This window comes from Agromyces sp. Marseille-P2726 (assembly GCF_902809835.1).
Lineage (GTDB): Bacteria > Actinomycetota > Actinomycetes > Actinomycetales > Microbacteriaceae > Agromyces.
The window spans coordinates 258,502-284,504 of sequence record NZ_CADDWM010000015.1; the positions used below are offsets into that span (position 1 = coordinate 258,502).

Below are 26,003 nucleotides of genomic sequence, written 5' to 3' on the forward strand. Positions count from 1 at the left end.
CGTGGGCTCGACGTACCTCGTCCCGCCGGGGCCGCGGGTGCTCGCGCATCGCGGACTCGCGCTCGAGGCGCCCGAGAACACGCTGCTCGCCTTCGCGAAGGCCGTTGCGATCGGCGTGGTGTACCTCGAGACGGATGTGCACGTGTCGAGCGACGGCGTCGCAGTGGTGGCGCACGACCCCACACTGCGGCGGGTGGCAGACCGGGATGTCAAGGTGTCGCAATTGACGATGGCCGAGCTCCGCCGGGTGGACCTCGGCCGGGGTCAGGGATTCTGCTCCCTCGAGGAGGCGCTCGACGCTTTCGGCGAGGCGCGCTTCAACATCGACGTGAAGGTCGAGGCCGCCGTGACCGCCGCCGTTTCCGCCCTGGAACGCACGCGGGCCGGATCGCGGGTGCTGTTGACGAGCTTCTCCGATCGCCGACGCCGTCGACTCGGTGCGCTCGTTCCCGACGCCGTCACCTCGGCCGGCCGATCCGGGGTCATCCGGTCGTGGCTGGCGTCCCTGGTGCGATCTCACCGAGTGATGACCCACGCGCTCGGCGAGGCGGTCGCCCTGCAGGTCCCCGAGCAGGTCGGACCGCTCCGTCTCGTCACGTCGCGATTCGTCGAGGTCGCCCACGACGCCGGTGCCGAGGTGCACGTCTGGACCGTGAACGACCCTGCTCGGATGACGCGCCTGTTCGACCTCGGCGTCGACGGCATCGTCACCGATCGTGCCGACCTCGCCCTTCCGCTGGTCGCGGCGCGAAACTGAGAATCTCCCGGTAGTCGTCCAGTTCCTGGCAAGGGAACGCCCAGCTTGATCGTTTATACCTAGAGACGATCGAGAGGAGTACGCCATGGCGGACCGGAGCCTTCGGGGCATGCGTATCGGCGCCCAGAGCCTGCAGAGTGAAGACGGCGTGATCTTCGCCGAACGTGCCGACTACACCTACCGCTGTGAGACGTGCGGCCGCGAGACGGTGATGACCTTCTCGACCGAGGCGGAGCTTCCTGAGACCTGGGAGTGCAAGCACTGCGGTGCCGCAGCCACGCTTCTCGTCGACTCCAAGCCTGTCGAGATCGACCGGTCCGGCGAGAAGGTGGCGCGCACGCACTGGGACATGCTGCTCGAGCGCCGTACCCGCGCTGAGCTCGAGGAACTGCTCGAGGAGCGCCTCCAGTACCTCCGCGCGCGTCGCGGCCAGCAGAAGACCGCCTGAGCGCGAGTTCCGCGCCGCCTACGTCGTTCCAACCGGATGGACGCGGCGTCGGGCGAGGGTGCCGGCCGCGACGAGGCCGCCGAGTGACCCGATCACGATGAGCGCCGGCACTCCGCTTCCGAGCACCACCGACGGCGTCAGGCCGGTGCGCAACTCGACGTCGGTCACCATTACGCCCGGCTCGTAGGCCGGCAGCGCATCGATGGTGCGGCCGGTCGGGTCGATGACCTGACTCGTTCCGACCGTCGAGATGTTGACGACGGAGCGGCCCGTCTCGATCGCCCGCAGCCGTGCGATCGCGAGTTGCTGCTGGTTCTCGTCGGTGTGGCGGAAGTCGGCGTTGTTGGTCTGGAACATGTAGAGCTCGGCTCCGTCGCGAGCGCCCTCCCAGATGAGCTCGTCGTAGATCACGTCGAAGCAGATCGCGAGCCCGGTGATGGCGTCGCCGAGGTCGAAGACGGGCGGATTGGTGCCCGGGCTGTATCCGCGTTGGATCAGGCCGGTCAGGTCGCCTGCGATGGCGTCGTAGAACCAGCGGTCGGGGATGTATTCGCCGAAGGGGACGGGATTCCGCTTGTCGTAGGACTCGACAGCGCCCTCCCCCGCCCTCCAGAGGATCGAGGTGTTGAAGAACTCGTCATCACGCATGGTGACGGTGTTCAGCATCAGCGGTGCGTCGAGCTGTTCGCTGAGGTCGTCGAAGATGCGCGCCGTCGAGTCACTGCGGGTGGGGTCGATGTCGGATCCGCCCTCGGGCCACAGGAGCACGTCGACATCGGGTTCCTCGAGCACCGGTTCGGTCGCGTCGAGTTGTGCGGCGAGCACATCGCCGGGTTCACGCTCGTCGAAGTATCCGGCCGGCCCGTTGCCCTGGACGCTCGCGACGCGGAGTTCGCCCGTCGTCGTCGTCGGCCACGCCGGAACGAGCACCGCGATCAACGCGAGCGCCGCGACCGGGATGGCGGAACGAAGGTCCTGCCACCCCCTGAGCCGAACCCACTCGATGAGGCCGGCGACGATCGCCACCATGACGAAGCCCAGCCCGGTGGATCCCACCCACGACACGACGTCGGCGAACGGACTCTGCGACTGGCTGTGCGCTGCCCGCCCCCAGGGGAAGCCGCCATACGGGAACGAGCCGGTGGCGGCCTCGCGCAAGCACCACAGCCCTGCCACGAGCAGGGGAAGCCCGATCAGGCGCACCCAGCGCGAGGTCCAGGCCTTCGGCACCCACCGGTACGCAAGCGCGATCAGCACCGCTCCGCCCGCGACGAAGAGCGACTCGAACACCGAGAGCGCGATCCACGGCACCGGACCGAGATACAGCGAGGTCCATGACACCTGCTGCAGGTAGAACGCGAGCCCGAATGCGAGTCCCACGTGGAACGCGGCCCACGCTGTGCGCCCGATGAGGCTCACGAGGGCGAGCGCGATGCCGACGAACGCCAGCGGCCAGATGCCGGCTCCGGGAAAGCCGAGATCGTAGACCAGCCCACCGGCGATCGATGCGAACACCGCGACCCACAGCGGCAGCAGCGGACGCGGTTCGTTCTCGGGCACCCGCTCAGCCTAAGCGACGAGAACCGCGTGGATTCAGCCGACGGAGCCGTAGGCCACGACGCCGCGACGGACCGCGTCGATCGCGGCACGGGCCGTGGCGCCGAGCTCGGCGTCGGCGACGATCGAGATCTGGTCGAGCAGGTCGACGACCTGCTTCGCGAGCCGCACGAAGTCGCCCGCGGCGAGTTCGGTGTCGTCGAGCACCGGCCCGAGGCTGGCCCCGCCCGCCCAGGCGTGCATCGCCTGCGAGAGCGCCGGCGACGGCTGGTCGCTGCCCGCCAGACGGTGCTCGCGCTCCAGGTCGTCGAGTTCGGCCCAGACATCCGTGGTGCGATCGAACGCGTCGCGGAATCGTCCGCGGGGCAGGCGGAACTGCTCGCCGCTGTCGTCGCGCCTCGGCTCGTACACGAGCGCCGCCGCCATGGCGGCGAGAGCCGGCACGTCGAGGTCGTCCCAGAGTCCCAGACGAAGGCACTCGGCCACCAGGAGGTCGCGCTCGCCGTAGATGCGTTTCAGGATGCGGCCCGCCGAAGACGAGACGAGCGCGCCGTGGTCGTCTCGTACGAGATAGCCGAGGCGCTCGAGCACCTCCGCCACGCGATCGAAGCGCTTGGCGATCTGCCCGGTGCGGCTGCGGATCTGCCGTGACAGCTGCTCGTGCTCCCGCTTCAGCCGCCACCAGCGCTCGGCCCACCGCGAGTGCTGCTCCCGTTCCGCGCAACCGTGGCACGGGTGCGCCCGCATGGCCTTGCGGGCCGCGGCGAGCTCGCGCTGCATCCGCTCGCGCTGGGCGTGGGTGGAATTGCCCTTCGACGACTGCCGCTCGAGCTCGCCGATACGGCGCCGGATCGACGCGTACTCGCCGAAGTCGCCGAGGTGGCAGCGCATCGCCTCCTCGTAGCCGGACATCGATTCCTCCTGCTTGCGCAGGGTGCGAGCAAGGTCGACGACGGCACGGTCGGCCTGGAACTGGGCGAACGAGAGCTCGAGGATCTGCCGTGTTCGCTCTCGTCCGAACTGGTCGATGAGGTTCACGGCCATGTTGTAGGTCGGCTTGAAGCTCGAGTTCAGCGGATAGCTGCGGCGCGAGGCGAGCGACGCGACCGCTTCAGGGTCGAGCCCGTCGGACCACTGGACCACCGAGTGTCCTTCGACGTCGATGCCGCGACGTCCGGCGCGCCCGGTGAGCTGCGTGTACTCGCCCGGTGTGATGGGCACCCGCGCCTCGCCGTTGAACTTCTCGAGCTTCTCGAGCACCACCGACCGCGCCGGCATGTTCACGCCGAGTGCGAGCGTCTCGGTGGCGAAGACGACCTTGAGCAGCTTCAGCTGGAAGAGCTCCTCGACGACCTCCTTGAAGGCGGGCAGCATGCCGGCATGGTGTGCGGCGACGCCGCGCTGCAGTCCCTCGAGCCATTCCCAGTACCCGAGCACGGCCAAGTCCTCATCCCGGAGCATCCGGGCGCGCTCCTCGACGATCGAGCGGATCTCGTCGCGCTCCGCGGCATCCGTGAGCCGGATGCCGGAGCGGAGCACCTGCCGGACGGCCTGATCGCACCCGGCCCGCGAGAAGATGAACACGATCGCGGGAAGCAGGTGCTTGCCGTGCAGCAGTTCGACCACGCCGGGCCGGTCGAGACGCGCCTCCTCGTGCGAGCGCTGGTGGAAGCGCCCTCGGTCACTGCCGCGGCGGCCGCGCGCTGACCGGGACGAGATCGAGCGGCTCCCCGAGCGCGCGAGTCGCATCAGCTCGGGATTCACCCGGTTGGTCGCCGCCTGTCCGGACGAATCGAACAGGTCGATGAGCTTGGATTTCACGAGCACGTGCTGCTCGAGGGGCACCGGGCGCTCCTCCGAGACGATCACGTTGGTGTCGCCGCGCACCGCCTGCAACCAGTCTCCGAACTCCTCGGCGTTCGACACGGTCGCGCTGAGCGACACGAGTCGCACCTCCTCGGGAAGGTGGATGATGACCTCCTCCCAGACCGCTCCGCGGAACCGGTCGGCGAGGTAGTGCACCTCATCCATCACGACGTACGCGAGCCGGTCGAGCAGCGGAGAGTCGGCGTACAGCATGTTGCGCAGGACCTCCGTCGTCATGACGACGATGCGGGCTCCGGAGTTCACGTTGGTGTCGCCGGTGAGCAGGCCCACCCGGCCGGCACCCCACTCGTCGACGAACTCCTGGAACTTCTGGTTGCTGAGCGCCTTGATCGGCGTGGTGTAGAACACCTTCGCTCGGGGCTCCTGCATCGCGAGGAACACCGCGAACTCGGCGACGACGGTCTTTCCCGCGCCGGTCGGCGCGGCCACGAGCACGCTCCGACCCTCGTCGAGTGCGGCGCATCCGGCGCGCTGGAACGGGTCGAGGTCGAAGCGGAGCCGAGAGGCGAACTCGACGAGTCGCGGTTGCCGGCGCTGCTCGCGAGAGATCGCGTACCGCTCGGCCGGTGAGAGGCTCATCACCCCTCCAGCCTAGACAGGCTCCGAGCTGGACCGGCGGGGCTAGACAGCTCCCTCGAATTCGATCCTGTTGCGACGCTCGGCTCGTTTGTCGTGCAGGTTCGCGATGAACCACGCCGCGAAGTAGAGGGCGATCATCGGGATCGCGAGCAGGAACATCGAGATGACGTCGGCCGACGGCGTCGCGATCGCGGTGAACAGCACGATGACGAGGATCGCCACGCGCCACGACTTGATGATGGCCTTCGCGCTGATGACGCCGGCGAAGTTCAGCAGCACGATGAACACCGGAACCACGAACGCGACGCCGATGGCAACGACGAGCTTCAGGACGAAGTCGATGTACTCCTTGGCCGTGAGCAGCGATTGCGCCCCCTCGGGGACGAAGCTCGTCATGAGTCGCACGATGTTCGGCAGCACGAACCAACCGGCGGCGCAGCCCGCGAAGAAGAGCGGGATGGCCGTCGCGAAGAACGCGAACGTGAACTTGCGCTCACGGGTGTTGAGCCCGGGCACGAGGAACGCGAAGATCTGGTAGAGCCACACCGGGGCCGAGATCACGAGACCGAGGGTGAACGCGATCTGCAGGCGCAGGTCGAAGGCGCTCGAGATCGTCGGGAAGATGATGCCGGTGTTGCCGCCCTGTGCCTCGGCGACCTTCTCGACCGGCTCCTGGATCGCCTCCCAGACGAACAGGTCGGTGAGCACCCAGCCGATGATGCCGCCGATGACGATCGCGATCGCCGAGATGAAGAGTCGCTTGCGCAGCTCGATGAGATGCGCACCGAGCGACATCCGCTTCTCGCGGTTCTTCCCGCGATCCTTCACCGCGGTCATCGGGGTCAGCGACTCTTGCCGGTGTCGGCCTCGTCGGCCTTCGCCTGAGCGGCCGTCGCCTCCGTCGTCGCCGCGTCGGCCGTCGCGGTCGTACCATGCGCCGTCGCATCGTCGGCCGCGGCCTCGTCCTTCTCCGGACGCACCTCGCTCTTCAGGATCTTCATCGACTGACCGAGGCTACGGGCGAGGGCCGGAAGCTTCGGGGCGCCGAAGAGCAGCAGGATGACCACGAGGATGATCAGCGCATGCCAACCAGTGAAGCCTTGCCACATAGGTGTTCGTCCGTTCTCAGTGGGATCTTGCGCGACAGTCTACCTGTCTTGGCCGGTGGCGTCGTCGTAGCCCGCCAGGCCGCCCTCGGCCCACTCGGCGACCGCCGCTCTCGCCTCGGCCGGTGCCACCACGGTGACGAGGCCGGGCAGCCCGGCGACGAGCCGCTTCAGGCCGTGCACATGTGCCAGGCGCAGCGTCACGCGCAGGCGCCCGTCGACCTCGCGCGAACGGGAATCGGCGAGATAGTCGGCGAGCAGGGGCAACGCGGTCGGCGAGACGTCGACGATCACGTCGAGGTCGGTGTCGGATCCCTGGAACAGGGTGTCCGGAACATCCACCTGCGAGTGATCGCCGATCGGCTCCTCGGTGAGCAAGAGGTCGCTCATGCGGTCGACGCGGAAGTTGCGGACGTCTTCGCGCGTGTGGCAGTACGCCTGCAGGTACCAATCCGCGTCCTGCGAGATGATGCGAAGGGGATCGGCGCGACGCCGGCCGGCCTCGCCCCTCGCGTTGAGGTAGTCGAATTCGATCTGCCTCCCTTCGGCCACGGCCTCGCGGATGGGCGTCAGGGACTCGTCGGCTTCGGTCTCGGCCACCGCGAGCCGACTCGGCGCGGCCGATGCCCCGGCCGTGAGCTTGCCCATGAGCGACGCCAGCGACGCACTGCCCGCGTTCTCGGGAAGGGCGCTGAGGTACTGCAGACCGGCGATGAGCGCGGCGGCCTCGCGTGCCGACAGGCGCGGGGCGTCATCGATGGCGACGTGGTGGACGATGACGATGACGTCATCCTCTTCGAAGGAGTCCCAGTCGATGTCGAAGAGATCGTTCGGCTGATACGTGCCCGTCGATCCGGGAAGGCCGGATGTCGCGATGAGGCGGACGGCATCGCGGATCTGCTCCTCGCTCATGCCGAAGTGCTTCGCCGCTTCGCTGACGTCGACGACGCGCTGCTCGAGCAGGTACGGGACGAACGACAGCAGGAAGACCAGCTTGTCGGGCGCCTTCAGCGGCGTGGGTCGGCGGGCCATCATGCGCCTCCTCGATCGCGATGCGCCCCGGCCACGGCTGCCAGCCGGTCGCGAACGGCGTCGCGGAGTTCGACGGGCGCGATGACCCGCACCTCAGGACCGTAGGCCGAGAGCTCGTCGGCGAAGATCGCGGCATCCGTGTAGTGCAGGCGGATGACCCCGGCGTCTTCATCGCGGAGCACGGCGCGCTTGCCGAGCCGGACCTCTGCGTCGCTGCCCGCCCTGACGGCGAGGTCGGCGACGTTGCCGAGGCGCAGCTCGTCGAGCTCTGCGAGGATGCGGTCCTGGATGTCGGCCGGCGGCGGGTCGAACGTCATGCCCGGCACCGCCTCGACCGGCCCGATGATGCGGGAGAGCAGGAACGTGCGGGGTGCCTTCACGCCGTGGTCGAACCCGTGCAGGTGCCACCGCGCCTCGTGCAGCACGACGGCCAGCGGGTCGACCGTGCGCTCGCGGGCGGCCCCCTCACCCGGCTTGAAGTAGTGGAAGCGCACCGTCTGCCGGCGATCGAGAGCCTGCCGCAGGGGCTCGAACGCGGCATCCCGCACCCTCAGCCGTGGCGCGTAGCCGATCACCGGCTCGCGCGGCTCGATGCCGAGCGAGCGGAGCTTGGTGAGCGCACGCTGCGAGTCGGCCGAGAGCGACGCCTCACGCCATACCTCGGCGGCGAGGCCCAGGAGCGTGAGCTCGTCGGGGGTGAAGCGCACCGCGTCGGGCAGGTCGTACTGCCCCTTCGGGATGCGGTATCGCAGGGCCTGGTTGTCGCCGGGGCGATCAGGCGACTCCACCGTCTCGAGCGGGATGCCGAGCTCGCGGATGTCGTCTTTGTCTCGTTCGAACTGACGCTCGAGGTTCGCATTCTGCCCGGCAGGGTCGTATCGCTCGGCGTAGCCGCGGACCGACGAGAGGATCTCGGACTTCAGCAGCCCCGCCTCGGTGGCGAGCAGCGCGAGCACCAGGCTGAAGAGCCGATCTTCGACCGGGATCCTCGGCTCACCCTTGCGCGATGCTCCCGACACAGAAGCGATCATACTGAACGGGGCGCAGGGCCCGGGCGGCGTCGCCGGCTCAGACGACCCCCAGGATGTCGATCACGAAGAACAGGGTGGAGCCGGGCGGGATCCGGCCGGCCGCCTGGTCGCCGTACCCCTCGGACGGAGGCACGATGACGCCGACCTGCGAGCCCACCTTCTGCCCGATGACCGCGTCGGCGAAGCCGGGGATGACCTCGGAATCGTCGCCGTCGGAGACGACGAACGTCGCGGGAACGCCGTTCTCCCAGCTCGAGTCGAAGACCTCGTTGTCGTCCCAGGTGACGCCGGTGTAGTGCACGACGACGCGGTCGCCCGACTCCACGACCGGGCCCGAGCCGGCCTTCAGCACCTCGACCTGTGCGGTCTCGGTGGTGGGCGCCTCGGTCTTGGGCACGGTGATGCCGGGGCGGCCGTCGGGTGCGAGCACCACGGCCGGGAACCCGTCGCGGCTGAGCCGGACGGCACCGTTCGCGCGCGTGAGGAAGGTCTCGTGCACGTCGATGACCAGCACGAGGCTGTCGTCGGCCTCGATGCCGAGCGAGGGATTGCCCTGCTCGCCGAACGCGTCGGCGGGGGGCACGACGACGGTCACTCGCGAACCTTCACTCGCGCAGCTCAGCCCCTTCGCAATGCCGGGAAGGCCGCCTCGGCCGGCAACGACCGGCACCGGGTCCTCATCGCCGAACCCGGCGACCTGGATCTCGTCGCCGGTGCGGCCGTTGTAGACGGCGAGGCCGACCATCGCCTGCTGTCCGTCGGCGAGCAGTTCACCGTCGCCCGCGATGACCTCGGAGCACTGGGTCTCTTGGGGCGCGAGCGGAGTGGGGAACTCGACCTGCGGCTCATCGCCGAAGTCGCCAGAGACGGTGACCAGCTCCGACGACCGTCCGGGGGACGCGTCAGGGGTGGGCGCGGAGGCGCAGCCGGTGAGGGCGACGGCGACCAGGCCGGCGGTGGCGGTGAGCGCGAGAGACGAGCGCACTGATCCTCGATTCTTCGATGGGTCGCGGAGGGGCGATGAAAGACTACCCGGCATCGGCTGGGGGTTCAGGTCGGTCGGTGCCGGGGTCGACGGCGCGGGACTGCCCTGCCGCGGCATCCGCCACTCGGACCCGCTTGCGCAGGGCCTTGGCGCTGACGGTCCGCTCGCCGAGGGCGCCGGGCGTCCAGGTCTCGACGTCATCCTCGGTGAACTCGGTCTTCGACCGGCGTCGCTTGAGCTCGGGCAGCACCGTGCCGGGTGCCAGGCGCCGCGCGGTGACCAGGAACCCGGTGTGGGCGATCATGCGATGGTCGGGCCGGACCGCGAGCCCCTGCACGTGCCAGCCACGCACCATGGTCTCGGACGACTGCGGCTCGGTGTAGTCGCCGGTCGCACGGATCGCCTCGGCCACGCGGGAGAGCTGCGTGACGGTGGCGATGTAGCACAGCAGCACCCCGCCGGGCTTCAGGGCCGTCGAAACGGCGTCGATGCACTCCCACGGCGCGAGCATGTCGAGCACGACGCGATCGACGGATGCCGCGGGCGCCTGTTCGGGCAGCGACTCAGCGAGGTCGCCGAGCGTGATCGACCAGTTCTCGGGGTCGGAGCCGTGGAACGTCGCCACGTTGGCGCGGGCGACCTCGGCGAACTCCTCGCGGCGTTCGAACGAGAGGAGCCGCCCCGACCTTCCGATCGCACGCAGCAGCCAGAGCGACAGGGCACCCGAGCCGACGCCGGCCTCGACGACGGTGGCACCCGGGAAGATGTCGGCCAGGGCGAGGATCTGCGCGGCGTCCTTCGGGTACACGATGGCGGCACCGCGCGGCATCGACATGACGAAGTCGCTGAGAAGAGGCCGAAGCGCGAGGTACTCGACGCCGACCTGGTTGGTGACGACCGATCCGTCGGGCAGGCCGATGAGGTCGTCATGCGCGATCGGGCCCTTGTGCGAGTGGAACAGCTTTCCGGGCTCGAGGGTGATGGTGTGCAGCCGGCCCTTGGGGCCGGTGAGCTGCACTCGGTCCCCCGCCCGGAACGGCCCGCTGCGCTCGCCCCGGCTCTCGCTCACGCCGTGACCCCACGGGCATCTCGCGCATCGCATGCGTCTCGCGCCGCGAGGACGGCCGCGACATCCGCCACCGACTTGTCGGCAAGCGTCGCCCAGAGCGCGTGCGAAGGCGCCTCGTCGAGGCTGATGATGTTCGGCACGCCGACCGCCACGGCGCCTGCAGACCAGGCCGACGTGAGGCCCGCCGGGGAGTCCTCGATGGCGACGCACGCAGCGATGTCGACGCCCAGCGCCTCGGCTGCAGCGAGGTAGGGCTCGGGATGCGGCTTCGGGTTGTCGACCGAGTCGCCGGTCACGATGGCGTCGAACGCCTCGAACGGGATCGCCGCGACGATGTCGTCGGCCATCGACCGCACCGACATGGTGACGAGCGCGGTCGGGATGGAAGCCTCGCGCAGGGCCTCGAGCAGCTCGCGCGCCCCGGGCCGCCAGGGCACGCCGTGCTCGGCGATCTGCTCCTCGACCCGCGCGGTCAGGCGCGCCACGATCGTGTCGGCATCGAGGTCGACGCCCGCCGCCTGGAACACACGCGCCGATTCCCAGAGACCCAGCCCCACGACTCCGAGGCCGTCTTCGTGCGTCCACCGCCCTCCGAAGGACTCGACGAGCTCTTCCTCGGCCGTCATCCAGTAGCGCTCGGTGTCGACGAGGGTGCCGTCCATGTCCCACAGGACTGCGGCGGGAAGGCGAGTGGTCACAACCCGCAAGTCTACGGCCACGGCCTATTGTGGGAGAGTCCCCGGAGTCGGGGCGGGAAGCGGGGCACCTGGAGTGAATCATCCGGCCGGGTTCGAGGGCGGAAGGCTGCTCGTCGTCGCGTTCGAGGGATGGAACGACGCGGGCGAGGCGGCCACCGGTGCGGCCAAGCTCCTGGTCGAACGTCTCGGCCTCGTCGAGATCGCGTCGGTCGATCCCGAGCTCTACTTCGACTACCAGTTCACGCGGCCCACGGTCGCGGTCGGCGACGACGGGGTCCGGCGGCTCGAGTGGCCCGGGGCAGCGATCCTCGGTCCGAGCGGCGATCCCGGTTCGCCCGGCCAGGCGCGCGTCACCGGACCGGGCGCCGACACGCTGCACGTGCTGCTCGGATCCGAGCCGGCACGCAGCTGGAAGGGCTTCGCCGCCGAACTCGTCGACGCCGCGCTCACCGCCGACATCGAGGGCATCATCCTCCTCGGTGCCATGCTGGCGGATGCCCCGCACACGCGCCCGCTCGCGGTGTTCGCCTCGAGCGAGAACCCCGACGTCCGCGACGCGCTCGGCGTCGACCGATCCACCTACGAGGGCCCGGTCGGCATCCTCAGCGTGATCGCGGACCAGGCCGAGCGGGTGGGAATTCCGACGGTGTCGCTCTGGGCGTCGGTTCCGCACTACGTGCACAACTCCCCTTCGCCGAAGGCCGTGCTCGCCCTGCTCGGCAAGCTCGAGGAGCTCACGGGCCTCAGCATCCCGCGGGGCAACCTCGAGGTCGAGGCCAAGGCCTGGGAGGCGGGCGTCAACGCCCTCGCGGCCGATGACGAGGACATGGCCGGCTACATCACCCAGCTCGAGCAGGCGCGTGACGCCGTCGACGCGCCCGAGGCGAGCGGCGAGGCGATCGCCCAGGAGTTCGAGCGGTACCTGCGGCGGCGCGGCGACGGGCCCGAGGGGCGCGCCGACGGGCGCGGTGAGGGCCCGCGGCCGGCTCCGTGAGGCGCGGGCCCGCGGCATCCGTCACGCCTCGATGACCCCTGCCGCCAACAGGGCGAAGATCGTGCCGCCGAGCAGCAGCCGGTAGATCACGAACGGCAGGAAGCTGTGCCGTGAGATCCACTGCATGAAGAACGCGATGACGAGGATCGCGACGACGAAGGCGACGAGCGTCGCGGCGGCCGTCTCGATCGGACCGTACACGGCGGGCTCGCCCCAGCTCTTGAACAGTTGATAGAACCCCGAGCCGAACACCGCTGGGATCGCGAGCAGGAACGCGTAGCGCGCCGCGGCCGCGCGCTCGTACCCGAGGAACAGCCCCATCGTGATGGTGCCGCCCGATCGAGAGACGCCGGGGATGAGCGCGAGCGCCTGCGCGAATCCGAAGAGGATGCCGTGCGGCACGGTGAGCTGGTCGAGCTTGCGGTTCTTCGCCCCTGCCCAGTCGGCGAGGCCGAGGATGATGCCGAACACGACGAGCATCGTGGCGACGATCCAGAGCGAGCGGAAGGTCGTCTCGATGGTGTCCTGGAACAGGATGCCGAGCACCACGATCGGGATGGAGCCGACGATGATGAGCCAACCCATCCGCGTATCGGGATCGTTGCGCGGAATCCTGCCGGTGAGCGACCGGAACCAGTGCGAGATGATGCGAACGATGTCGCGCCAGAAGAAGACGACGACGGCCGCCTCGGTGCCGATCTGCACGATCGCGGTGAACGCCGCACCGGGGTCCTGGGCGTTGGGCAGGAACTCGCCCAGGATGCGCAGGTGGGCGCTCGAGGAGATGGGGAGGAACTCGGTGAGCCCCTGCACGAGCCCGAGGATGATCGCTTCGATCACGTGGAGCGTCCGCCTTCCGCCTCCGCGGCAGCCGGAGGAGTGACCTGGTCAGTATTCGGTTCAGTAGTCGAGGAGGAGGTCCCTCAGGACCCGCCTACCGAAGACTAGTGCGTCGAGCGGCACTCGCTCGTCAACGCCGTGGAACATCCCGGGGAAGTCGATGCCCTCGGGCAGGCGGAGCGGGGAGAAGCCGTAGCCCGCGATGCCGAGGCGACTGAGCGACTTGTTGTCGGTGCCGCCCGAGAGCAGATAGGGGAAGACGGATGCCCCGGGGTCGTGCACCCCGATCGATCGCCGCACGGCGTCGACGAGCGGCCCGTGCGTCGGTGCCTCGAGCCCGATGTCACGGTGCACGATCTGGACCTCGACGTCGTCGCCGATGATCTCGCGGACCTGGGCGAGCACCGCGTCCTCCTCCCCCGGCAGGGTGCGGATGTCGACGAGCGCCTCGGCACGGTCGGGGATCACGTTGTGCTTGTACCCGGCGTCGAGCTTCGTCGGGTTGGTCGTGGTGCGCAGCGTCGCGGTGATGAAGCCCGACGCCGACCCGGTCGCGAGGGCGAGCTCATCGGGTGCGACCTGCTCGGCGTCGACGCCCAGCGCCGCGGCGATGTCGCCGAGCAGCTCTCGGGTCGTGTCGGTGAGGTGGAGCGGCCACTCCGTGCGGCCGAGGCGCGCGATGGCCTCGGCGAGCTTCGTCACGGCGTTGTCGTGGATGAGCCGGGAGCCGTGTGCCGCGGTGCCGTGGGCGATGAGGCGCACCCAGATGAGCGACTTCTCCCCCGTCTGCAGCAGGTAGGCGCGCTGGTCGCCGACGTGCACGGAGTAGCCGCCCACCTCGCTGATCGCCTCAGTGGCGCCGTCGAAGAGCTCGGGATGGTGATCGACGAGCCAGCTCGCTCCGACTCCGCCGCCTGCCTCCTCGTCGGCGAAGAACGCGACCACGAGTTCGCGTTCGGGCAGCGACCCCGAGCCGATGATGTCGCCGAGCGCGGTGAGGATCATCGCGTCCATGTCTTTCATGTCCACCGCACCGCGACCCCAGAGCATCCCGTCGCGGATCTCGCCGGCGAACGGGTCGACGCTCCAGTTGCGGGGGTCGGCGGGCACCACGTCGAGGTGACCATGGAGCACGAGCGCGGGCTTTGCGGGGTTGCGCCCCGGGACGCGTGCGACGACGCTCGTGCGCCGCTCGGCGGGCTCGAAGACCTGCGGCGCCAGGCCGAGGGCGGCGAGCCTCGCCTCGACGTACTCGGCGGCCTCGCGTTCGCCCTCGGCCCGGCCCTCCCCGTAGTTGGTGGTGTCGATCCGGATGAGGTCGCGTGCGATCACCGCCGTCTCGTCGAGCGCGGTGTCGGACTGCTGCACTGCGGATGCTTCGGCCATGCGTTTCACCGTAGTCGCCCCGGCGTCGGGGGCGCCTCGCCGGCGTTCGAGGCACCCCGGAATCCGTGCTAATGTCTTCTCTCGGGCCTGCGAGCGATCACGGCCCGACACAACGCGCGGGTGGCGGAATTGGCAGACGCGCTAGCTTGAGGTGCTAGTGCCCGTATAGGGCGTGGGGGTTCAAGTCCCCCCTCGCGCACGCGTTGCGAAGAAGGCCGGATCATCGTGATCCGGCCTTCTTCCGTTTCGCCCGTTCTCGAACCGAGACACCCGATTCTCGTGGAATTCGGGCAACTCGGAGTCGGCAGGACGGTCGGCTCTTGGGACTTGCCTGATTCGAACGTATGTTCGAACATGGGATATGACCATGACCGCTCCCCTCGCAGCCCCAGCTCCACGGCCCGCGCGTGTAGAGGAGTTGCAGGCCCGCATCCGGGGCATGCAGGCGACTCGGCTCGACTCCAAGGCCGTGCCGACGCATCCGGCGCTCGAGGCCGTGCTGCCCGGCGGCACGCTGCGCGAGGGCACGGTCGTGCAGGTCGAGGGGTCGACGACCCTGCTCATGGCGCTCCTCGCCGGTCCGAGCGCGAGCGGGCGATGGGTCGCGGTCGCCGGCATGCCCGAGTTCGGCGTCGAGGCCGCGGCGCGGTTCGGCGTCTCCCTCGACCGGCTCGTGCTCGTTCCCGATCCAGGGCGTCAGTGGCTCACCGTCGTCGCGGCGCTCGCCGATGTCATCCCCGTGGTCGCGGTGCGGCCCACCGGTCGGGTCTCCGCCGCCGAGACGAGCCGGCTGCAGGCTCGACTCCGCCAGCGGGGCACCACACTGCTCGTCGCCGGCGAGTGGCCGGGCAGCGACGCCCGCCTCCGGGTCGAGGCGAGCGAGTGGCAGGGAATCGAGTGGGGGCCCGGGCGCCTGGTCGAACGCGAGGTCGTCGTGAGCGCCGCCGGTCGTGGCGAGTTCGTCCGCAGCATCCGCTCACGGCTCCGCCTTCCCGACCGTTCGCTCGAGTTCGCCGCGGTGCATGCCGGTGCCGGCGACGCCGAGGTCGCCGAACCGATCCGCATCGGCCGGTTCGCCATCGGCGAGTTCGAACGGAGGGCGACCGGATGACTCCAGACCCGGGCCGCGCCATCGTGCTGTGGTGCCCAGACTGGCCGGTGTTCGCCGTGTGCCGCGAGCACGCGCTCGACCCGGCTGCGCCCATCGCGCTCACCGAGGCCGGCCTCGTCTTCGCCTGTTCCGCCGCCGCCCGCCGCGACGGCGTCACGCGAGGCCTGAAGCTTCGCGAGGCGCAGTACCGCTGCCCCGAACTCACCCTGCTCGACTACGACGCGGCGCTCGACGCGCGCATCTTCGAGCCCGTCGTCCGAGCGGTCGAGGCGACCGTGCCCGGCGTGCAGCTCGTGCGCCCGGGCACGCTTGCGATGCGGGCGCGCGGCCCGGCGCGGTACTACGGCGGTGAGGATGCCGCGGCGGCGGCTCTCCTCGCCACCGTCGCCCGGCACGGGGTACCCGATGCCAGGGTCGGCGTGGCCGACGGGCCGTTCGCGGCCGAGCAGGCGGCACGGGCGGCACACGAATCCCCCGTGCGCATCATCGAGCCCGGGGCATCCGCAGCCTTCATCGCGCCCCTGCCCGTCGGGCTCGTGGTCGATGCGCGCACCGCGACCCTCCTGAACCGGCTGGGGGTGCGCACCTTGGGCGAGTTCGCCGCATTGCCCGATGACGACGTGCGGCGCCGGTTCGGGGCATCCGGGGCCTTCGCGCACGATCGCGCCGCCGGGCGCGAGCAGGCTCGCGTGATCGCCCGCACTCCCCCACCCGAGTTCGAGGCCGTGCAGCACTTCGAGCCGCCGCTCGACCGCGTCGATCAGCTCGCGTTCGCGTTCCGGGTCGGGGCCGAGCAGTTCATCGAGCGCATGCGCTCCGTGAGGCTCGTGTGCACGAGCCTGCGCATCGAGCTCGACGACGAGGGCGGCGGGCACTCCAGCCGCAGTTGGCTGCATCCGCGGTGGTTCACGCCGGCCGACGTCATCGACCGGGTGCGCTGGCAGCTGCAGGGCGCCGGTACGGCCGACAGCGGGCTGGCGTCGCCGATCGTGCGGCTTCGTGTCATCCCCGAGCACATCGACTCCACGGGCAACCATGAAGAGGGGCTCTGGGGCGGCGGTCCTGACGAGCGCGTGCACCACGGGCTCACCCGCGTGCAGAGCATGCTCGGGCACGAGGCGGTCGTGACCGCGGCGATCGGCGGCGGCCGCATGCTCGCCGACCGCCAGGTGCTCGTGCCGTGGGGCGACCGGCCGCCAGAACTGGCCGCAGCCGAGGCGCCGTGGCCGGGGAGCCTGCCCGCGCTCGCCCCGGCGAGCGTGTTCCGTGAGCGGCAGCCGATCGCCCTGCTCGATGCGCGTGGCGAGCTGGTGGCGATCGACGAGCGCGGCGCGATCTCCGCGGCACCCGAGCGGTTCGCCGTGGGTGGGCGCGAGGCGGCCCCGGTTCGCGCATGGGCCGGCCCGTGGCCGGTGGTCGAACGCTGGTGGGACGCCGAGCAGGCCAAGCGCGTGCACCGCTTCCAGGTCGTCGACGACGACGGCTGCGCATGGCTGCTCGTGCGCGACCGCGAGGGCTGGTGGGCCGAGGCGAGGTACGACTGATGGCCGGAGGCCACTGATGGGCTGGAACAATCCGTCGATCCCGTGGTCGGAGCTCGAACGCAAGCTCTCCGATCGGCGGCGGCCGGGCGGGCCCGGGGTCATCGCCGACGGCGGCGACAGTCCCGCGTGGAGCCGCAAGCGGCATCCGTACCGCCCCTCCGAGGGCGTTGCGGCACCGACCGGCCCGATCGTGCCGTACGCCGAGCTGCACGCGCACTCCACGTTCAGCTTCCTCGACGGCGCCTCGTCGCCCGAGCAGCTGGTGGAAGAGGCGCACCGCCTCGGCCTCGCGGGGCTCGCCATCACCGACCACGACGGCTTCTACGGCATCGTGCGCTTCGCCGAGGCCGCCGAGAGCTTCCCCGACCTGCAGACGGTGTTCGGCGCCGAGCTCTCGCTCGGGCTCACCGAACCGCAGATGGGCGCCGCCGACCCCGAGGGCGAGCACCTGCTCGTGCTCGCACGGCGGGAGGAGGGGTATCACCGGCTCGCCAGCGCCATCACCGCGGGGCAGCTCGCGGGCGGTGAGAAGGGGCGCCCGGTCTACTCGCTCGAAGAGCTCGCCGAGCGTTCGGGCGGCGAGTGGGTGATCCCCACCGGATGCCGCAAGGGCGCGGTTCGTCGTGCACTCGCGAACGAGGGGGCGGATGCCGCGTGGCGCGAGCTCGACCGCCTCGTCGCCCTGTTCGGGCGCGACCACGTCGTCGTGGAGCTCTTCGACCACGGGCATCCGCTCGACCAGGAGGCGAACGACGTGCTCGCCGCGCTCGCCGAGCGGGCCCGGCTGCCGCTGCTCGCGACGAACGCGGTGCACTACGCGACCCCGGGCGAGCACCGGCTCGCCTCCGCGCTGGCGGCGGTGCGGGCGAGACGCAGCCTCGACGAGCTCGACGGGTGGCTCCCGGCATCCGATGGCCTGCACCTGCGCAGCGGTGTCGAGATGATGCGCCGCTTCGACCGGTATCCGGGCGCGGTCGCACGTTCGGTGACGCTCGCGGAGGAGCTCGGGTTCCGGTTGCGCAGTGCTCGGCCCAGGCTGCCCCGGCAGAAGGTTCCCGCCGGCCACACGCCCATGAGCTGGCTGCGCGAGCTCGTCTGGGCGGGTGCCGAGCGCCGCTATCCCGGGCTGCCCGAGCACGTGCGCGAGCGGCTCGCGCGCGAGCTCGACGTGATCGAGCAGAAGGACTTCCCCGGGTACTTCCTCATCGTCTACGACATCGTGCGCGAGGCGCGCAGCCGCGGCATCCTCTGCCAGGGTCGTGGATCGGCCGCGAACTCCGCCGTCTGCTACGTGCTCGACATCACCGCGGTCGACTCGATCTTCTTCGACCTGCCGTTCGAGCGGTTCCTGTCGGCGCTGCGCGACGAGGAGCCCGACATCGACGTGGACTTCGACTCCGACCGCAGGGAGGAGATCATCCAGTACGTCTACGAGAAGTACGGCCGGCAGAACGCCGCCCAGGTGGCCAACGTGATCAGCTACCGGCCGAAGGTCGCGGTGCGCGACATGGCGAAGGCGCTCGGCTACTCCACCGGCCAGCAGGATGCGTGGTCGCGGCAGGTCGAGCGATGGGGTGCGGTGGTGTCGACCGACGATCACGACATCCCGGCCCCGGTCGTCGACCTCGCCGAGCAGCTGCTGACGTTCCCGCGCCACCTCGGCATCCATTCGGGCGGCATGGTGCTCACCGACCGGCCCGTCGGCGAGGTGTGCCCGATCGAGCACGCCCGCATGGAGAACCGCACGGTGCTGCAGTGGGACAAAGACGACTGCGCGTGGATGGGGCTCGTGAAGTTCGACCTGCTCGGCCTGGGCATGCTCGCGGCCCTGCAGTACACCTTCGATCTCGTGCGCGAGGCCACGGGCGAGGAGTGGGAGCTCGCGACCCTGCCCAAGGAGGAGGAGGCGGTCTACGACATGCTCTGCCGTGCCGACTCCATCGGGGTGTTCCAAGTCGAGAGCCGCGCGCAGATGGGCACGCTCCCCCGGCTGAAGCCGCGCTGCTTCTACGACCTCGTCGTCGAGATCGCGCTCATCCGGCCGGGCCCCGTTCAGGGCGGTGCCGTGCACCCCTACATCCGGCGACGCACCGGAGAGGAGCCGATCAGCTACCTGCACCCCGACCTCGAGCCGGTGCTCTCGCGCACGCTCGGGGTGCCGCTCTTCCAGGAGCAGCTCATGCAGATGGCCGTCGCGGTGGGTGACTGCACCGCCGCCGACGCCGACCTGCTGCGCCGCGCGATGGGCTCCAAGCGCGGGGTCGAGAAGATCGAGCGACTGCGCGAGAAGCTCTACGCCGGCATGGCGGCGAACGGCATCGAACCCGACGTGGCCGATTCGATCTACGACAAGATCCAGGCGTTCGCGAACTTCGGGTTCGCCGAGAGCCACGCACTCAGCTTCGGGCTGCTCGTGTACGCGAGCTCGTGGCTGAAGCTGCACTACCCCGCCGCGTTCCTCGCGGCGCTCCTGCGTGCGCAGCCGATGGGCTTCTACTCGCCGCAGACGCTCACGGCCGACGCCAGGCGACACGGCGTGACGGTGCTGCGGCCCGACATCCTCCGGTCGGGGGTGAACGCGGGGCTCGAGGCGATCGACGCGACATCCGCGTCAGCTGACGACGACACCATCGGCACTCGGCGCGAGCCGACCGGAATGCCCTCGTGCGTCGATCCCGTGCAACCGCCCGTCGGGCCGTTCGACCGCGACCTGTCCGACCGTTCTGCCGAGCATCGCCGCGACGGTGCGTTCGCGGTGCGGCTCGGACTCGCCGACGTCTCGTCGATCGGCGAGAAGGTCGCCGAGCGCATCGTCGCCGAGCGCGATGCACGGGGACCGTACCGCGACATGGCCGACGTCTCGCGGCGCGCCGGCCTCGACGCCGAGCAACTGGAGGCACTCGCCGCGGCCGGCGCGTTCGAGGGGTTCGGCCTGCAGCCACGCGAGGCGCTCTGGCTCGCCGGCGAGGCGGCGCAGGATCGCGAGGAGTACCTCGCCGGATCGATGGTGGTCGTGCAGCCACCGCTCCTGCCCATGCTCACCGACGCCGAGCAGGTCGTGTACGACCTCTGGGCGACGGGTATCTCTCCCGACGATCACCCGATCCGGCACATCCGCGGTCAGCTCGACGAGCGCGGTGCGATCCGCATCGACCGTCTCACGCACGCCGAAAGTGGGCGGCGCATCGAGGTGGGCGGCGTGGTCACCCATCGTCAGCGTCCCGCGACCGCGAGCGGCATCACCTTCCTGAACATCGAAGACGAATCGGGCACCCTCAACGTGATCGCGGGGGTCGGGGTGTGGAACCGGTATCGCCGGGTGGCCCGGGAGGCGCCCGCGATGATCGTCCGCGGCATCCTGGAGCGCTCGCCCGAAGGGGTGACCAACCTCGTCGCAGATCGGTTCGAGCGCCTCACCGTGTCGGCGCCTTCCCGGTCACGCGACTTCCGTTGAGGGCGCTGCGCGGCACCCCGTCATCGCACCGCAACGGTGCGATGACGATCCCGAGGAGTCTGGTGGCGTGGGTTCGGGCGCATGGTCGGTCTGCGCGGCTCACCGGTTCGGCATCCGTCCCGCCTCGTGACATCCGTTAGCCTCGTCCGGTGCCAGCGACACCTCTCGACGCAATCGGACCCGACCGCTACGGAAGCGACGTGCTCGCCGGCGACTGGCGGGCACGCGGCCGCCGAATCATCCCCAAGGTGGAGGCCGCCCGCGATCTCGTCGTCGAACTCGCCGCCGACGGCTACGTCGGCGCGGTCGTCGGGCTCGAGAAGCAGCACGTCGTACTCGAAGACCGATTCGGCAGGACGCGCTTGTTCCCGCTCGGCCACGGGTTCCTCGTCGATGGCGAGCCCGTCGAACTCGTTCGTCCGAGCCAGAAGCCGCCAGCCGCACGGGCGCGCACCGCGTCGGGGTCGTTCGCCGTCGCGTCCGCGCCCGCCCGCGTCGCCCTGCCCAGCCGCATCTTCGTCGAGGGGCGGCACGATGCCGAGCTGGTCGAGAAGGTCTGGGGGGCCGACCTCCGCATCGAGGGGGTCGTCGTCGAGTACCTCGAGGGCGTCGACGTGCTGGACGAGCAGCTCGACGAGTTCCGTCCCGGACCCGGGCGACGGGCCGGCATCCTGGTCGACCACCTCGTTCCCGGGTCGAAGGAGCAGCGCATCGCCGACGCGGTGGCGCGCGGCCCGCATGGGCGCCACGTGCTCGTGGTGGGGCACCCGTTCGTCGACATCTGGCAGGCGGTGAAGCCGACTCGGCTCGGTCACGACGCCTGGCCGGTCATTCCGCGTGGCGTCGAATGGAAGCGCGGCGTGTGCGCGGCATTCGGCTGGCCGCACGCCGAGCAGGCCGACATCGCGCGTGCGTGGCAGCACATCCTCGGCCGCGTCCGCGGCTACGGCGACCTCGAGCCCGCGCTGCTCGGGCGCGTGGAGGAGCTCATCGACTTCGTGACGGCGCCGCACGACGCCTGAGGCACTGCCCTTCGGCGCTCCGAAATGCTGCCAATCGGGGCCGTTTCGGACCGTGCCCGACCGGCCGCGGATATCGTGTGGGAGGCCGCAGGCGCGTGCCGAACGCGATGGAGCGGGACGACCGCACATCGTCGGCCCGTGGAGGACGTGAGACATGAACCAAGAGGGGCGCCAGTCGGCCACCGACGGCGATCGCGCGAAGTGGCGGCGGTACCTTGCCGACGAACGTGCCGAGGCCGCGGTCTACCGCGAGCTCGCCGCCCGACGCGAGGGCGAGGAGCGCGAGATCCTGCTCGCGCTCGCCGCAGCCGAGGGCCGCCACGAGGCGCATTGGCTCGCCCTCCTCGGCGGTGACGAGGGCCGGATGCCGCGAGCCGACCTCCGCACCCGACTGCTCGGCGCGTTCGCCCGGCGGTTCGGGTCCATCTTCGTCCTGGCGCTCGCGCAGCGCGCCGAGGGCCGCTCACCCTACGCCACCGACCCTGACGCCACACCCGCCATGGCCGCCGACGAGCGGATCCACGGCGAGGTCGTGCGCGGACTCGCCGCTCGCGGGCGACGTCGCCTGGCCGGCACCTTCCGCGCCGCGGTCTTCGGCGCCAACGACGGGCTGGTCTCGAACCTCGCGCTCGTGCTCGGCATCGGCGCCACCGGAGTCCCCGCCTCGGTCGTGCTGTTCACCGGCATCGCCGGCCTCCTTGCGGGCGCGCTCTCGATGGGGGCGGGCGAGTACGTCTCGGTGCGATCCCAGCGCGAGCTGCTCGAGGCATCCGTGCCCGACCCGACGACCCGCGAGGCCCTGGTCGACCTCGACATCGACGCGAACGAACTCGCCCTGGTGTATCGGGCCCGTGGCATGGACGAGCAGGAGGCGAGCGAGCGCGCGGCTCTCGTCGTCGCGCGGGTGCACGCTGCCGGGAGGAACCCGGTGCCGACCGATCCCCTGACGGTCACGGCGAACGACGATGATGCCATCGGCACCGGGCTCAACGCGGCCGTCTCGAGTTTCGTGTTCTTCGCCTCGGGGGCGCTCATTCCGGTGCTGCCGTGGATCTTCGGCCTGTCCGGCACGGTCGCGATCGTGACCGCCGCCGTGCTGGTCAGCATCGCGCTGCTGGCCACCGGCGCGACGGTGGGCCTGCTCTCGGGCGCGCCACCGTTGCGACGGGCACTGCGCCAGCTCGCGATCGGCCTCGGCGCCGCGGCGATCACCTACGCCCTCGGGCTCGCGTTCGGCGCCACCGTCGCCTGACGGGCGGGTCGATCGCTCGGCCGATACCCGGGCTCAGGAGCGCGGGCCGGCGATGCTCAGCCGACCAAGCGATTCCAGCCGTCGCCGTCGACGTGCTCGAAGATGAGGTTCGTCTCGGTGTGCGCGACCGCCGGATGCCCCGTGAGATGGGCAACGACGAACTCGCGCAGCTCCTCGGCGTCGCGCGCGGCGACGTGGATGAGGTAGTCGTCGGCACCCGCCATGTGGAAGACGCCCAGCACACCGGGAAGGTGCGGCACCTGCTGACGGAACGCGTCGATCTCGTTGCGGTCGTGCTTCACGAGACGCACCGCGATGAGCGCCTGCAGCGACACGCCGAGGGCGGCCAGGTCGACGTCGACGCGGTACCCGCGAACCGTGCCGAGGCTCTGGAGCCGGCGCAGGCGCAGCGATACCGTGGACTCGGCCACGCCGACCTCAGCGGCCAGTGCTGCGCCCGACGCCCGGGCGTTCGTGGAGAGCGCCTGGAGCAACGCGCGGTCGACGCGATCGAGTTCGGGTTTCTGCGCCATGGCTCGCCTCCCCGGCATCGGAAACGCAGTTTCTGCGATGTTTCGATCGTACTGCAATGATCCTGCAGTGTGATTTGCTGTTCATGACAGCATCTGCTTGGTTCGAGGCATGCAGCCATCGTCGTCGTCGCAGTTCGAGACCCGCGCCGTGCACGGCGGAATGCACGGGGTCCGGGCGAGCGGATCCCACGTGCCCGTCATCGACTTCTCGACCACGAACCCGCTCGGTTCCGTCGAGGCGGGCGGGCTCTCGTACGAGGAGCTCGCGACCGGCCACGCCCTCGGCGAGGGCCGCTCCGCGGTCTACCAGCGGCTCTGGCAGCCCGGAGTCGCGCGCTTCGAAGAGGCCCTCGCCGGGCTCGAGGGCACCGAGGGGGCGGTCGCGTTCGCGAGCGGCATGGCGGCGCTGTCGGCGACGCTCATCGCGGCAGCGTCCGCCGGCCGCCCGCACGTGGTCGCGGTCCGGCCCCTCTACGGCGGCACCGACCACGTGCTCGAGTCGGGCCTGCTCGGCACCCGGGTGACGTGGACGGATGCCGCCCGAATCGCCACGGCGATCGAACCCGACACGGGCCTCGTGATCGTCGAGACCCCCGCGAACCCCACGCTCGAGCTCCTCGACCTGCGTCAGGCAGCGGACGCCGCGGGCGACGTTCCCCTGCTGGTGGACAACACGTTCGCGACCCCGGTGCTGCAGCGTCCGGTCGAGTTCGGCGCCGCGCTCGTGCTGCACAGCGCGACGAAGTACCTGGGCGGCCACGGGGATGTGATGGGCGGAGTCGTGGCCGGCAGCCAGGACTGGATGGAACGCCTTCGCCGGGTACGCGCACTCACCGGCGGACTCCTCCACCCGATGGCGGCCTACCTCCTCCACCGTGGGCTGAGGACCCTGCCGGTGCGGGTTCGCGCGCAGCAGGAGACCGCACATGTGCTCGCAGAACGGCTGCTCGCGCACCCCGCCGTCGCCGGGGTGCGGTATCCCGGGCTGCCCGGGCAGGATCCGGCGGGCCTCCTGGGCACCCAGCTCGACGGGCCGGGTTCGATCATCGCGATCGACCTCGCGGGCGGGTACGACGCGGCGGCCAGGTTCACCGAGTCGTGCGAGTTGATCACCCACGCCGTCTCGCTGGGCGGGGTGGACTCACTCGTGCAGCACCCCGCGTCGCTCACGCATCGGCCCGTGGCGGGCGAAGCCAAGCCGAGTGCGGGCACCGTGCGACTCTCGATCGGGCTGGAGCATGTCGACGACCTGACGGCGGACCTCATGGCGGCCCTCGATGCCGCCGCCGAGATCGGTGGGCTCCATTCGCCCGACCGCGCCGACGCCCTCAGCGGCTGACCCGCCGCGGCCTCCCCTCCACTGCGCCGACCGCCGTGACCGGGTTCCGGATGCCGATCCACGAGATGATGCCGCCGACGACGAGGAAGGCCGCAGTCGCGAACGCGGCCCGCTGGTATCCGCCGACGTCGAGCTGCGTGCCGACGATCACCCCGATGCTCGCGATCGCGACGAGCCCCGCGATGCGTGCGACCGCGTTGTTGACGGCCGACCCGATCCCCGCCCGGGACGGGTCGACCGCCCCCAGGATGGCTGACGTGAGCGGAGCCACCGTGATCGCCATGCCGAGCCCGATCAGGAGGATGCCGGGCAGGAACTGCGCCCAGTAGTTCAGCTCCTGCCGAACCGTGAGGGTGAGCAGGTAGCCGACCGCGACCACGACCGGCCCGAGCGTCATGAAGATGCGCGGACCGTAGCGCGTGGACAGTCCGCCGAACCGCGAGCCGAGCAGCACCAGCATCACCGTCGGCGGGAGTGTCGCGAGTCCGGCGAGCGTCGCGGAGAAACCGCCGAACTCCTGGAGGAAGATCGTCATCGCGAACGGCCCGAGCGAGAAGGCCGCGTAGATGAAGAGCGTGGCGACGTTGCCCCAGGCGAAGTTGCGTGCCCGGAACAGGCTCAGTGGAAGCATCGGATGGCGCGTGCGCCGCTCCCAGAGCACGAAGACGACGAGCGCGACGAGGCCGACCACGAGCGGGGCCCACCCCACGGGCGACCCCCAGCCGAATCTGCCCTGCTCGATGAGGGCGAACCCCGCCCCGCCGAGGCCGACGATGCCGAGCGCCGCGCCCACCCAGTCGATGGGGTCGCGATCGGGGTTCGGCTCGTCGCGTCCGAGCGCGTGCATGAGCACGAGCACCACCGCGATGGGCACGAGGTTGATCCAGAAGACGAGGCGCCAGGACAGCAGGTCGACGAGGACGCCGCCGAACAAGGGGCCGACGAGGAACGCACTGGTCGTCCACGCTGTCCACTGCCCGATGGCGCGGCCCTGCTCCTCTTTGGAGAAGGTCGCGATGATGATGGCGAGCGAACTCGGCACCAGGAGTGCCCCGGCTGCGCCCTGCAGGGCCCGGCCGAGCACGAAGACGATGCCGTCGGGTGCGACGGCGCAGATGACGGAGGTCGCGGCGAAGCCGTAGAGCCCGATGCGGATGATTCGGAGCCGGCCGAACGAGTCGGAGAGCGATCCCGCGAGCAGGATGAGCGATCCGAGCGTGAGCAGGTAGGCGTCCACCGCCCACTGCTGCAGCGCCAGTCCGCCGCCGAGATCGTCGGCCAACGAGGGCAGTGCCACGTTGATGACCGCACCGTCGAGGAACGCGATGAACGACACGACGATGGCGACGACGAGCACGCGGGTACGGCGGTCCATCCGC

General features: G+C 70.5%; 22 protein-coding genes and 1 tRNA gene. 10 read left to right on the forward strand and 13 right to left on the reverse strand.

Annotation, left to right across the window (positions count from 1 at the left end; all coding sequences use genetic code 11):
* Window position 1 precedes the first annotated feature (1 nt).
* Together HUS56_RS13830 and HUS56_RS13835 are read left to right on the forward strand one after the other, a co-directional pair.
* Window positions 2-757, forward strand: coding sequence for a glycerophosphodiester phosphodiesterase (locus HUS56_RS13830; protein WP_217424027.1), 756 nt, complete (start codon window positions 2-4; stop codon window positions 755-757).
* A gap of 85 nt (window positions 758-842) precedes the next feature.
* Window positions 843-1,205 carry an RNA polymerase-binding protein RbpA gene (locus HUS56_RS13835; RefSeq protein WP_173924007.1) on the forward strand — a complete coding sequence of 121 codons (363 nt, stop codon included), beginning with the start codon at window positions 843-845 and terminating at the stop codon, window positions 1,203-1,205.
* An 18-nt stretch (window positions 1,206-1,223) separates the two neighbouring features.
* Here HUS56_RS13835 and lnt read toward each other — a convergent pair whose 3' ends face one another.
* The 9 genes from lnt to HUS56_RS13880 are packed head-to-tail and all read right to left on the reverse strand — an operon-like array spanning window position 1,224 to window position 11,149.
* Window positions 1,224-2,765, reverse strand: coding sequence for an apolipoprotein N-acyltransferase (lnt, locus tag HUS56_RS13840; RefSeq protein ID WP_173924008.1), 1,542 nt, complete (start codon window positions 2,763-2,765; stop codon window positions 1,224-1,226).
* A gap of 33 nt (window positions 2,766-2,798) precedes the next feature.
* Window positions 2,799-5,228 (reverse strand): RNA helicase, encoded by a 2,430-nt coding sequence (locus HUS56_RS13845; RefSeq protein ID WP_173924009.1) that lies wholly within the window; start codon window positions 5,226-5,228, stop codon window positions 2,799-2,801.
* A 42-nt stretch (window positions 5,229-5,270) separates the two neighbouring features.
* Window positions 5,271-6,023 carry a twin-arginine translocase subunit TatC gene (gene tatC / locus HUS56_RS13850; protein WP_173924606.1) on the reverse strand — a complete coding sequence of 251 codons (753 nt, stop codon included), beginning with the start codon at window positions 6,021-6,023 and terminating at the stop codon, window positions 5,271-5,273.
* Window positions 6,024-6,070: 47 nt separating this feature from the next.
* Window positions 6,071-6,337, reverse strand: a complete 267-nt coding sequence (gene tatA, locus HUS56_RS13855; RefSeq protein ID WP_173924010.1) for a Sec-independent protein translocase subunit TatA — start codon at window positions 6,335-6,337, stop codon at window positions 6,071-6,073.
* Window positions 6,338-6,376: 39 nt separating this feature from the next.
* Complete coding sequence (locus HUS56_RS13860) at window positions 6,377-7,366, reverse strand: YafY family protein (protein WP_173924011.1); 990 nt, start codon at window positions 7,364-7,366, stop codon at window positions 6,377-6,379.
* Window positions 7,366-8,385 carry a YafY family protein gene (locus tag HUS56_RS13865; RefSeq protein WP_254431466.1) on the reverse strand — a complete coding sequence of 340 codons (1,020 nt, stop codon included), beginning with the start codon at window positions 8,383-8,385 and terminating at the stop codon, window positions 7,366-7,368. Before HUS56_RS13865 ends, HUS56_RS13860 begins: the two co-directional genes overlap by 1 nt.
* Before the next feature lie 49 nt (window positions 8,386-8,434).
* Window positions 8,435-9,382 (reverse strand): FKBP-type peptidyl-prolyl cis-trans isomerase, encoded by a 948-nt coding sequence (locus HUS56_RS13870; protein WP_173924013.1) that lies wholly within the window; start codon window positions 9,380-9,382, stop codon window positions 8,435-8,437.
* A gap of 43 nt (window positions 9,383-9,425) precedes the next feature.
* Window positions 9,426-10,451 carry a tRNA (adenine-N1)-methyltransferase gene (locus HUS56_RS13875; protein WP_254431467.1) on the reverse strand — a complete coding sequence of 342 codons (1,026 nt, stop codon included), beginning with the start codon at window positions 10,449-10,451 and terminating at the stop codon, window positions 9,426-9,428.
* On the reverse strand, window positions 10,448-11,149 hold the full coding sequence (locus HUS56_RS13880; protein ID WP_173924015.1) for an HAD family phosphatase: 702 nt from the start codon (window positions 11,147-11,149) through the stop codon (window positions 10,448-10,450). The genes HUS56_RS13875 and HUS56_RS13880 overlap by 4 nt, the downstream gene beginning before the upstream one ends.
* A 73-nt stretch (window positions 11,150-11,222) precedes the next feature.
* On the opposite strand from HUS56_RS13880, the gene HUS56_RS13885 reads away from it, so the two are divergent.
* Window positions 11,223-12,143, forward strand: coding sequence for a PAC2 family protein (locus HUS56_RS13885; protein ID WP_254431468.1), 921 nt, complete (start codon window positions 11,223-11,225; stop codon window positions 12,141-12,143).
* Between the two features lie 21 nt (window positions 12,144-12,164).
* Here the strand turns inward: HUS56_RS13885 and HUS56_RS13890 are convergent, their stop codons facing one another.
* Complete coding sequence (locus HUS56_RS13890) at window positions 12,165-12,983, reverse strand: undecaprenyl-diphosphate phosphatase (protein ID WP_173924017.1); 819 nt, start codon at window positions 12,981-12,983, stop codon at window positions 12,165-12,167.
* Window positions 12,984-13,043: 60 nt separating this feature from the next.
* A complete protein-coding gene (locus HUS56_RS13895) occupies window positions 13,044-14,369 on the reverse strand; it encodes a M20/M25/M40 family metallo-hydrolase (protein WP_173924018.1) in 1,326 nt (441 codons plus the stop codon).
* A 114-nt stretch (window positions 14,370-14,483) separates the two neighbouring features.
* Here HUS56_RS13895 and HUS56_RS13900 point away from each other — a divergent pair.
* The 6 genes from HUS56_RS13900 (at window position 14,484) to HUS56_RS13925 (ending at window position 22,752) form a co-directional block, all read left to right on the forward strand.
* Window positions 14,484-14,568 (forward strand) — tRNA-Leu (locus HUS56_RS13900).
* 168 nt (window positions 14,569-14,736) lie between these two features.
* On the forward strand, window positions 14,737-15,480 hold the full coding sequence (locus HUS56_RS13905) for a hypothetical protein (protein ID WP_173924019.1): 744 nt from the start codon (window positions 14,737-14,739) through the stop codon (window positions 15,478-15,480).
* Window positions 15,477-17,024: a DNA polymerase Y family protein gene (locus tag HUS56_RS13910; protein WP_173924020.1), complete on the forward strand. Its 1,548-nt coding sequence runs from the start codon at window positions 15,477-15,479 to the stop codon at window positions 17,022-17,024. The genes HUS56_RS13905 and HUS56_RS13910 overlap by 4 nt, the downstream gene beginning before the upstream one ends.
* Window positions 17,025-17,040: 16 nt before the next feature.
* Window positions 17,041-20,478, forward strand: a complete 3,438-nt coding sequence (locus HUS56_RS13915) for an error-prone DNA polymerase (protein WP_173924021.1) — start codon at window positions 17,041-17,043, stop codon at window positions 20,476-20,478.
* A gap of 149 nt (window positions 20,479-20,627) precedes the next feature.
* Window positions 20,628-21,500, forward strand: a complete 873-nt coding sequence (locus tag HUS56_RS13920) for a DUF3097 domain-containing protein (RefSeq protein WP_254431469.1) — start codon at window positions 20,628-20,630, stop codon at window positions 21,498-21,500.
* A gap of 154 nt (window positions 21,501-21,654) precedes the next feature.
* Window positions 21,655-22,752, forward strand: a complete 1,098-nt coding sequence (locus HUS56_RS13925; protein WP_173924022.1) for a VIT1/CCC1 family protein — start codon at window positions 21,655-21,657, stop codon at window positions 22,750-22,752.
* Window positions 22,753-22,808: 56 nt separating this feature from the next.
* On the opposite strand, the gene HUS56_RS13930 is transcribed toward HUS56_RS13925, so the two are convergent.
* On the reverse strand, window positions 22,809-23,285 hold the full coding sequence (locus tag HUS56_RS13930) for an Lrp/AsnC family transcriptional regulator (protein ID WP_173924023.1): 477 nt from the start codon (window positions 23,283-23,285) through the stop codon (window positions 22,809-22,811).
* Between the two features lie 109 nt (window positions 23,286-23,394).
* Between HUS56_RS13930 and HUS56_RS13935 the strand changes: the two genes are divergently transcribed.
* Window positions 23,395-24,624, forward strand: coding sequence for a PLP-dependent aspartate aminotransferase family protein (locus HUS56_RS13935; protein WP_173924024.1), 1,230 nt, complete (start codon window positions 23,395-23,397; stop codon window positions 24,622-24,624).
* On the opposite strand, the gene HUS56_RS13940 is transcribed toward HUS56_RS13935, so the two are convergent.
* Window positions 24,614-25,999 carry an MFS transporter gene (locus HUS56_RS13940; protein ID WP_173924025.1) on the reverse strand — a complete coding sequence of 462 codons (1,386 nt, stop codon included), beginning with the start codon at window positions 25,997-25,999 and terminating at the stop codon, window positions 24,614-24,616. The genes HUS56_RS13935 and HUS56_RS13940 overlap by 11 nt on opposite strands.
* Window positions 26,000-26,003: the final 4 nt, after the last annotated feature.

What these genes read in the sequence shown, in the direction of transcription:
- HUS56_RS13860 (WP_173924011.1), bottom strand. Translation starts at nt 7,366, where the DNA reads ATGGCCCGCCGACCCACGCCGCTGAAGGCGCCCGACAAGCTGGTCTTC.
- tatC (WP_173924606.1), bottom strand. Translation starts at nt 6,023, where the DNA reads ATGTCGCTCGGTGCGCATCTCATCGAGCTGCGCAAGCGACTCTTCATC.
- HUS56_RS13845 (WP_173924009.1), bottom strand. Translation starts at nt 5,228, where the DNA reads ATGAGCCTCTCACCGGCCGAGCGGTACGCGATCTCTCGCGAGCAGCGC.
- tatA (WP_173924010.1), bottom strand. Translation starts at nt 6,337, where the DNA reads ATGTGGCAAGGCTTCACTGGTTGGCATGCGCTGATCATCCTCGTGGTC.
- HUS56_RS13930 (WP_173924023.1), bottom strand. Translation starts at nt 23,285, where the DNA reads ATGGCGCAGAAACCCGAACTCGATCGCGTCGACCGCGCGTTGCTCCAG.
- HUS56_RS13915 (WP_173924021.1), top strand. Translation starts at nt 17,041, where the DNA reads ATGGGCTGGAACAATCCGTCGATCCCGTGGTCGGAGCTCGAACGCAAG.
- HUS56_RS13940 (WP_173924025.1), bottom strand. Translation starts at nt 25,999, where the DNA reads ATGGACCGCCGTACCCGCGTGCTCGTCGTCGCCATCGTCGTGTCGTTC.
- HUS56_RS13835 (WP_173924007.1), top strand. Translation starts at nt 843, where the DNA reads ATGGCGGACCGGAGCCTTCGGGGCATGCGTATCGGCGCCCAGAGCCTG.
- HUS56_RS13910 (WP_173924020.1), top strand. Translation starts at nt 15,477, where the DNA reads ATGACTCCAGACCCGGGCCGCGCCATCGTGCTGTGGTGCCCAGACTGG.
- HUS56_RS13905 (WP_173924019.1), top strand. Translation starts at nt 14,737, where the DNA reads ATGACCGCTCCCCTCGCAGCCCCAGCTCCACGGCCCGCGCGTGTAGAG.
- HUS56_RS13925 (WP_173924022.1), top strand. Translation starts at nt 21,655, where the DNA reads ATGAACCAAGAGGGGCGCCAGTCGGCCACCGACGGCGATCGCGCGAAG.
- HUS56_RS13895 (WP_173924018.1), bottom strand. Translation starts at nt 14,369, where the DNA reads ATGGCCGAAGCATCCGCAGTGCAGCAGTCCGACACCGCGCTCGACGAG.
- HUS56_RS13935 (WP_173924024.1), top strand. Translation starts at nt 23,395, where the DNA reads ATGCAGCCATCGTCGTCGTCGCAGTTCGAGACCCGCGCCGTGCACGGC.